The organism is Neisseria sp. P0007.S010 (assembly GCF_051962875.1).
GTDB classification, from domain to species: Bacteria; Pseudomonadota; Gammaproteobacteria; order Burkholderiales; family Neisseriaceae; genus Neisseria; species Neisseria subflava_A.
Genome location: NZ_JBQCUX010000056.1, coordinates 1 through 254 on the forward strand (window position 1 = coordinate 1; position 254 = coordinate 254).

Here is a 254-nt window from a genome sequence, read left to right on the forward strand (position 1 = left end):
TTTTGATGGGTTTGGCTGTCGGTGCGGTTTTTGCCTTTGCCGTAGGCTGCTTCGGCGTAGATATAGACGCCGGTTTGGGCACCAACGGAAACCCCGACGCCGACCTGTACGCCGGCATTGCGGTTTTTGCCGTCCTGATGTTGGCTGTCTTGGGCGGAGAGCAGCCGGATGTCGCGTGCGGAATCGAGGCGGATGGTGTCGCCCGCAGTAATGTTGCTGCCTTGGACGGTAATGTCGCCCTCGCGGCTGCGGAT

Annotated in this window: 1 protein-coding gene; it reads right to left on the bottom strand. The window is 60.6% G+C overall.

The window, feature by feature from the left end; genetic code table 11:
* A partial coding sequence (locus ACTHR7_RS10885) for a hemagglutinin repeat-containing protein (protein WP_440370817.1) occupies positions 1-254 on the bottom strand: 254 nt, incomplete at both ends.